Annotated in this window: 1 protein-coding gene; it reads right to left on the reverse strand. The window is 67.5% G+C overall.

Features of this window, described 5'->3' with window-relative positions:
* Positions 1-240 (reverse strand): TerD family protein (locus ACPYOM_RS23715; protein ID WP_481347863.1); only part of this gene is annotated, 240 nt, incomplete at both ends.

The raw sequence follows: 240 nt of genomic DNA on the forward strand, positions 1-240 counted from the left end.
GACCTGGCCGAAGCTCTGGCGCCGCTGGTCCGCTTCGTGGATGGTGACGGCGAACGCGATCTTTTCCACCTCCGGCGGCACGCGCGTGAGGTCGAACATGATGCGCTCGTCGTCGCCTTCGCCCTGGCCGGTGCGGTTGTCGCCCGTGTGCTTGACGGCGCCGTCGCTGGACTGCAGGTTGTTGTAGAAGATGAACTCGGCATCGCCGCGCACCTTGCCGTCGCCGCGCAGCAGGAAGGC

The sequence above is a fragment of the Monashia sp. HAY1-2A genome (assembly GCF_056755315.1).